Annotated in this window: 7 protein-coding genes; 4 read left to right on the top strand and 3 right to left on the bottom strand. The window is 63.1% G+C overall.

Annotation, left to right across the window (positions count from 1 at the left end):
• Together Q0O40_RS14735 and Q0O40_RS14730 are read right to left on the bottom strand one after the other, a co-directional pair.
• Positions 1–1,174 (bottom strand): homoserine dehydrogenase (locus tag Q0O40_RS14735; RefSeq protein ID WP_295531514.1); only part of this gene is annotated, 1,174 nt, incomplete at its 3' end.
• Between the two features lie 138 nt (positions 1,175–1,312).
• Positions 1,313–2,212: a hypothetical protein gene (locus Q0O40_RS14730; RefSeq protein ID WP_295531511.1), complete on the bottom strand. Its 900-nt coding sequence runs from the start codon at positions 2,210–2,212 to the stop codon at positions 1,313–1,315.
• A gap of 338 nt (positions 2,213–2,550) precedes the next feature.
• Between Q0O40_RS14730 and Q0O40_RS14725 the strand changes: the two genes are divergently transcribed.
• The 4 genes from Q0O40_RS14725 to Q0O40_RS14710 all read left to right on the top strand — a co-directional run bounded on the left by Q0O40_RS14725 (position 2,551) and on the right by Q0O40_RS14710 (position 5,258).
• The gene (locus Q0O40_RS14725; protein ID WP_295531509.1) at positions 2,551–3,207 is read left to right on the top strand and encodes an energy transducer TonB; all 657 of its coding nucleotides are present in this window, start codon (positions 2,551–2,553) and stop codon (positions 3,205–3,207) included.
• A 79-nt stretch (positions 3,208–3,286) separates the two neighbouring features.
• Complete coding sequence (locus tag Q0O40_RS14720) at positions 3,287–4,054, top strand: MotA/TolQ/ExbB proton channel family protein (RefSeq protein WP_295531506.1); 768 nt, start codon at positions 3,287–3,289, stop codon at positions 4,052–4,054.
• Positions 4,055–4,201: 147 nt separating this feature from the next.
• Positions 4,202–4,735 (top strand): biopolymer transporter ExbD, encoded by a 534-nt coding sequence (locus Q0O40_RS14715; RefSeq protein WP_295531503.1) that lies wholly within the window; start codon positions 4,202–4,204, stop codon positions 4,733–4,735.
• A 91-nt stretch (positions 4,736–4,826) separates the two neighbouring features.
• Positions 4,827–5,258 (top strand): biopolymer transporter ExbD, encoded by a 432-nt coding sequence (locus Q0O40_RS14710; protein WP_295531500.1) that lies wholly within the window; start codon positions 4,827–4,829, stop codon positions 5,256–5,258.
• A gap of 247 nt (positions 5,259–5,505) precedes the next feature.
• Here the strand turns inward: Q0O40_RS14710 and Q0O40_RS14705 are convergent.
• Positions 5,506–7,022 (bottom strand): helicase-related protein (locus Q0O40_RS14705; RefSeq protein WP_295531496.1); only part of this gene is annotated, 1,517 nt, incomplete at its 5' end.

Genomic DNA, 7,022 nt, shown 5'->3' with positions numbered 1-7,022 from the left:
CGGCGCGGCCCGTCTGGATGAGGCTCTCGATCGAGACCCCGGCATCGCGCATGGCGGCGGTGATCTCGGCCAGCACGCCCGGCCGGTCGGCGGCGATGAAGCGCAAGTACGCCTTGCCGGTGCGGTGGCCGGTGTCGGCGGGGGCCGCGCGGTCAAGCTCGGCTACGGGGATCGAGAACGGCGCGCCGATATCGCCGCGTGCAATGTCGATGAGATCGGCCACCACCGCGCTGGCGGTCGGGCCGTCGCCCGCGCCCGCGCCCTGAAACAGCAACCGCCCGACAAAATTGCCTTCCGCCACCACCGCATTGGTCGCGCCATCGACATGCGCCAGCGGATGATCGCGGTGCACCAGATGGGGATGAACCCGCTGAAACAGGCGGCGCTGGCCGCTGGCGTCGAATTCGGTTTCGGCCATGCCGATCAGGCGGATGTAATAGCCCAGCGCGTCGGCCTGCGCGATGTCTGCGGCCAGCACCCGGCGGATGCCGGTGGCGGCCACCGGCGGAAAATCGACCGCCGTGCCAAAGGCGATGCTGGAGAGGATCGCCAGCTTGTGCGCCGCGTCGATTCCGTCGATGTCGAAGCTGGGATCGGTCTCGGCAAAGCCCTTGGCCTGCGCCTCGGCGAGGACATCGGCAAAATCGCGGCCGGTGTCTTTCATGGTCGAGAGGATGTAGTTGCAGGTGCCATTGAGGATGCCATAAACCCGCTGGAGTTCGTTGGCCGCCGCGCCTTCTTTCAGCCCCTTGATCACTGGAATTCCGCCGGCCACCGCCGCTTCGAACTTGAAGGCGACTTTGGCGGCTTCTGCCTTGGTCGCCAGCTCGATGCCATGATGCGCCACCATCGCCTTGTTGGCCGTCACCAGCGCCTTGCCCGCCTCGAAGGTAGTGCGCGCCAGCGCCAGCGCCGGGCCATCGGCGCCGCCGACCAGTTCGACCACCACATCGACATCCGGCCGTTCGCCCAGGATCACCATGTCGTCTTCCCAGGCCAGGCCGGAAAGGTCGACGCCGCGGTTCTTGCCGCGATTGCGCGCGCTGATCGCGGTGATCACGATGGGCCGCCCGGCGCGCCTTGTAATCAGCGCGGCATTGGTCTGCATCAGCCGGACAACCCCGCTGCCCACTGTTCCAACGCCAGCCAGCGCAATGCGCAAGGGTTCGCTCATGATCTCCCCATTCCGCCGCGCATGCGGCCCCAAAGTGGAGGCACCGCGCGCTGCGCCCGGCTCCTTCGGCTGCTCTAGAGGCTGGAAGCCGACCTCGCAACCGGTGCACGGCGGCCCTGTTCCCGCTTGAGGGTCAGCTCATCTTAAGTTCGCGGCGCGGCGGCGGGTGCACGGCCCGAGGTCTGCCAGCACCAGCGCGAAATCTTCCGCTGCGACCAGCCGATCAGCGGCGCTGCCCGAAATGTTCGCGCCCTTGGGCAGCTCGCGCGGCAAGGCGCAGGCAAGGCGGAACCAAGCGAGCGTATCGCGCTGGGGCGGCTTTGCCGCCTGATCGACGATGTCGGTGAAGCTGACCCCCCATGCCGTGGGCTGCCCCGGGCGGCGCAGGATCGATAACGTGACAGGGTCCCCGCCGGTGGACGACAGGAACACCTGCGTTTCGCCTTCGCCGGCCAGATTGCCGCGCACATGCAGCGCCTCGCGCAGTGCCGCGATGGCGGGCGGCGCTCCCGGGGTGTTGAGCTCCGTCAGGATCGAGCGGATGCGATTTTCCCGTTCTGCGGTCCACGTCAGCATCGCATCGGGGGCGGCGAGCTGCACTGTGCCCGGCTTGCCCGGCACAGGCCGCGCCATGATTATGACCTGCGTTTTGGCCAGTTTGGGCGGTTTGCCGTTTGCCGTGAGCGGCACGTCGGCCAAAAACTGCACCGATTCGGGCAATCCGGGCCCGGTCAGCAGCGCCGACGTGCGCGCCTTGATCAGCAGCCGCACCGCTGCGCCGGAAGGCATTGCGGCCCTTGCCGGCTGGCCCGGTTCGGGCTTGAGCCGGACGACCGAACGCACCTGCGCGCGCGCGACCAATTCGGCCGCAAGCGCGAGGTCGACAAGGTCGGCGTAAGTAGGCTCGGCGGCGGAATCGCTGCGAATCATAGCATCATTCGGCAAATATGTTTTTGCGCCAAGGCTGCCTGATGGAACCACCAGACAGGCCAGCGCCCCGCCCAATATCGTGCCAAAGGTGATCAAAATGCGGGTCATAGGTGGTTCCTTCATTGTGCCGAATGGGCGGAAATCAGGGATTTTCGGCGCTCTGTGAGTTATGGGAAACGTGAATGTTATCTTAACTGATAAAGCATTTGCGCGGCTTTGGCTTCGGCGTTAGGTAATACGGCAAGCGAGCACACCTTACAAAAGGGGTTCGCATAGCTGTCGCCGAACGGGTTGCGATTGGGGACAGCGGTCCGGTTAGCCGGCAGGGTGGAACGAAATTGGTGGATTGAACCGTCGCGCGGGGCAGGCCTCCGTTCGGGGTTTTGTATTGTTTGGTATCGCTTGCGAACCAAACCTGTGCGGCAGAGCAGGAGTTTTGGAGCTGAATGGCATACGCTGACCAACAGATGAGTGGTAACAAGTTGACCGCGCTCATCGTCGTTGCGGTCCTTCATGTCGTCGTCGGTTATGCCTTGGTCACAGGACTGGCATATGAGGCATTCAAGAAGGTGAAAGAGGTAACTGCCGCGATTAACATCGAGGAAGAGAAACCTCCCGAGGAACCGCCACCGCCGCCGCCGAAGCAGGATACGCCGCCGCCGCCGATCGTAGCGCCGCCGCCGGCGATCTCGCTCAATACGGCTGCGCCCACGGTTGAGACGGTGACGGTTGCGCCGCCGCCCGCACCGGTCTTCACGACCGCTGCGCCACCGCCACCGCCACCGCCACCGCCGCCGCGGTTCCAGCCAAAGGGCGCTGCGCCCAAGGGCAATCCCGGCAACTGGGCGACATCGAACGATTATCCCTCGCGTGCCCTGCGTGAAGAACGCGAAGGCTCGACGGGCTTCCGGGTCACCGTCGGCACAGACGGCAAGGTGGCCGATTGCACGGTAACGCGTTCAAGCGGCAGTCCTGATCTCGATCAGGCAACCTGTGACAATATTCGCCGCCGCGCTCGTTTTACGCCGGCTACCGACGGTGAAGGAAATCCGACTACGGGTGCCTACTCGAGTACGATCCGGTGGGTCATTCCTAAGGAATGATCGCCGGAACCCAAACTTCGATATAGTAGACCCACTACCCCTTTTCGCTTGTTTTTGAATTCTTGAGAGGAAGACCCGCATGTTCATCCAGATGCTTGCCGCGGCTGCGACGACCGCTGCTCCGCAGAACAAATTTGGCTTCGTCGAAGCCCTTCAGGCTGGCGGTTTCATCGCTTATGCCACGGTCACGATCCTTGGCATCATGTCGTTCGGTTCGTTCTACATCATGTTCACCAAGCTGTTTGAACAGAGCAAGGTGCTGGGTCAGGCGAAGGACATTCGCGCTACCTTCTGGCGTGCCGCTACGCTGCGCGAAGGCGTTGCCAAGCTCGAGAAGAACTCGGCCTTCCGCCAGGTCGCGGAAGACGGCCTCGCCGCTGAAGAGCAGCACGACAAGATGGTCGACTCGATGGAAGCGCACGACTGGCTTCATGGTTCGCTCGCCCGTTCGGAGGCTTCGGTGAATTCGAAGCTGGCAAGCGGCCTGCCGTTCCTTGCGACGGTGGGTGCAACATCGCCGTTCGTCGGTCTGTTCGGTACCGTCGTCGGCATTTACCGCGCGCTGATCGCGATCGGTCTGTCGGGATCGGCTTCGATCGACAAGGTCGCAGGCCCCGTCGGTGAAGCGCTGATCATGACCGCGCTCGGTCTGCTCGTCGCCGTTCCCGCCGTGCTTGCCTACAACTGGCTTCAGGCACGCAACAAGCGCATTGCCGAGCTGCTGAACGGTTTCAGCACCGATCTGCTTGCCAACATCAACTCGAAGGGCGCGGTTAGCCCTGCAGTTGCTGCAGCGCCTGCTGCCGCCAAACCGGCCGCCGCTCCTGCTGCTGCGGTGAAGAAGTAAGTTCAGCAATTCTGCGGGGTTACCGGCCTTTGTGACCGGGCCCCGCCGCATTGTTGGCCATTCGCGGGCTCTGGCTGGGGCTTTGGTAGGTAATAGCCTGCCAGGTCTGAACAGAGCCGGTGACCGAACCGGATAGGATTAACACAAATGGCAATGTCTGTAGGCGGCGCTGGCGGCGAAGAACGCCCAATGTCGGAAATCAACACCACGCCACTTGTTGACGTGATGCTGGTGCTGCTGATCATCTTCCTCATCGCGATTCCTGTCGCGATCCAGACTGTCGAAAAGCTCAAGGTCCCCATTCTTGTTTCTGAAGAGAGCCAGAACAAGGTTGAAAACCTGCTGATTTCGGTTGTTTCGACCGATGCCTCTGGCCGCAGCCCCAAGGATGATGGCTATGAAGGCTCGACCCGCACCGGCGAATGCCGCGTCTATTTGAACAATGTGACCCGGGTCGACAGCGCTGAGCTTTACAAGCAGGCGTTCGAGCGTCTCGATGCCATTGTGAAGCGTGCTGGCGGCGCGGCCAACATGAAGCCTGAGAGCATTCCCGAGGTGCACATCCGCGGCGACATCAACGTGCCATGGAAATGCATCGCTGGCACGATCTACAACGTGCAGATCGCCGGATATCCTAAGGTCGGGTTCATCTCCACGCCGGTCGATCCGGGCGGCGCTTGATCTGCCATTCTAATTTTGATGTGCATGGCCTGATTTCTGGCCGCGCCCCAGTGCACAAGACATTGCACAAGACTTTGAAGGAGTATCACCCATGGCAATGAGCGGCGGCAAGGACGATGGCTCGCCGATGATGGAAATGAACACGACGCCGCTCATCGACGTCATGCTCGTGCTCCTCATCATGTTCATCATCACGATTCCTGTGGCAACGCACTCGGTCAATATCGATCTGCCGCAGGCCACCCCTCCGACCAACAAGCCGCTGGTCGATCCGGTCAAGAACAAGGTGGTGCTGACCACGCAGAACATCATCCTGTGGAATGGTTCGCCGCAAACCCAAGGCAGCCTGGTGTCGCTGCTGCAGGCGACCAAGGCAATGACCCCTGAGCCCGAACTTCAGTTCGAGCCGGAGCCTTATGCGTCCTATCTGATTGCGAACCAGATCCTGAAGATCATCACGCAGACCAAGGTCAGCAAGTTCGGTTTCGTCGGCAACGAGAAATACGCCACTTTCACAAAGTGAGCGTCTTGATCCTGCTGCGATAAAGCTGAAACAACCTTTCCGACCCCGCTCATGCTGCGCTTGTCGAAGTATCTTGGTGCAGATTTTGTGCCAGCCCTCAGCGACAAGTTCAAAGTGATCGACAATCTCGCAGTGAGCGGCGTCGTTGTGTAAGGTGTCCGCGGCACGCTGACCGCACCTTCGGCAGCATTCATTCCCTAATGAGCATGGGGGCGGCGCACACCGCCTCCCTTTTCATTTGCCCCGCTCAGTCGGGTCGCATCGCCGCAGCCGCAAGGCTCTCGGCCTCGATCACCAGCTCGTCGTCTGCTGACCCGGCTGGCACGGATTCGCGGCCAATCATCACCATGATCGGCACCGCCAGCGGGCTCACCCGGTCCAGCTGAACATGGACAAGTTCGTGTCCCGCGCGGTCCAGCAGATCGCCCAGCCGTCCGACATCGGTCATCCGCGCGCGTGCATCGGCCCAGGCCGCCTCGATCAGCAGGTGATCGGGCTCATACTTGCGCAAAACATCGTAAATGAGGTCGGTCGAGAAAGTCACCTGCCTCCCGCGCTTGCGCTTTCCCGGATGCTGGCGCTCGACCAGTCCCGAGATCACCGCCACCTCGCGAAACGCCCGGCGCAGCAGGTGCGAGTTCTGCACCCATTCGACGAATTCATGGGTCAGGATATCGGGCGAGAGCAGCGCGGCCGGATCGTCCACCGGGCGAAGGCCCCACACCCCCAGCGAATAATCGCTCGCCACAAAACCCAGCGGCCCAAGACCCGCGTCTTCCATCCGCCGGGTGATCAGCATGCCCAGCGCCTGGTTGGCGTTCCAGCCCTCGAAGGTGTAGTAAACCGTGTACTCCCGCCCGCCGTGGGGGAAGCTCTCGATCAGCAGCTCGCCCGGCGCGGGCAGGCGGCTGCGCCAGTCCTGCACTTCGAGCCATTCGCGCACATCATCGGGAAAGCGGCCCCACACCGCGCGGTCGGCCAGCATCGCTTGCACCCGGCCCGCGAGATGCGTGGTCAGCGGCAAACGCGCCCCCATGTAACTCGGGATGCGGCCAGCCGACTTCGCCGCGCGCACCACCAGTTCAAGATCGCGCAGGCTTTCGACCTCCAGATCCATGCCGGCAAAGCGGAACGTATCCCCTGGGCTCAGCCCCGCGCCGAAGCTTTCCTCGACTTTGCCCAGCGAGCGGCCATTGCGAAAGCGCACGTCCAGCATCTCGGAATCGACGATGATCCCCGCGTTCAGGCGGTGGCGCGCGGCGTGTTCGGGGTGGGTCAGCCGCCAGGTGCCGTCATGTCTCCGCACGATCCGCTTGAACCGGTCATAGGCCTTGAGCGCATAGCCGCCGGTGGAAACAAAGCTCAGCACCCGCGTCCAAACCGCCTCGTCCACCCAGTGATAGGCAAACGAGGAGCGCACCTCGGCGAGCAGCGCCGCCTCGTCAAATGCTCCGGCGCAGGCCATGGCCATAACATGCTGCGCCAGCACATCGAGCCCGCCGCGCTGAAACGCCTCTCCGTCGCGCTGCCCCTCGTCCACCGCGTCCTTCGCCGCCATCGCTTCAAGAAACTCGAAGCGATTGCCCGGCACCAGCAACGCGCGGCTGGCCACATCGAGCCGGTGGCCCGCGCGGCCGATCCGCTGCAACAGGCGCGACGATCCCTTGGGCGCGCCCATCTGCACCACCAGATCGATATCGCCCCAATCGACGCCCAGATCGAGGCTGGCCGTGCAGACCAGCGCGCGCAGCTCGCCGCGCGCCA

It is taken from the genome of Novosphingobium sp. Chol11, assembly GCF_945870625.1.
Classification (GTDB): Bacteria; Pseudomonadota; Alphaproteobacteria; order Sphingomonadales; family Sphingomonadaceae; genus Novosphingobium.
This window is presented reverse-complemented; position numbering and strand designations above follow the sequence as displayed.

Coding starts and splice junctions, on each gene's coding strand:
- Q0O40_RS14715 (WP_295531503.1), top strand. CDS start 4,202: ATGGCAATGTCTGTAGGCGGCGCTGGCGGCGAAGAACGCCCAATGTCG.
- Q0O40_RS14720 (WP_295531506.1), top strand. CDS start 3,287: ATGTTCATCCAGATGCTTGCCGCGGCTGCGACGACCGCTGCTCCGCAG.
- Q0O40_RS14730 (WP_295531511.1), bottom strand. CDS start 2,212: ATGACCCGCATTTTGATCACCTTTGGCACGATATTGGGCGGGGCGCTG.
- Q0O40_RS14725 (WP_295531509.1), top strand. CDS start 2,551: ATGGCATACGCTGACCAACAGATGAGTGGTAACAAGTTGACCGCGCTC.
- Q0O40_RS14710 (WP_295531500.1), top strand. CDS start 4,827: ATGGCAATGAGCGGCGGCAAGGACGATGGCTCGCCGATGATGGAAATG.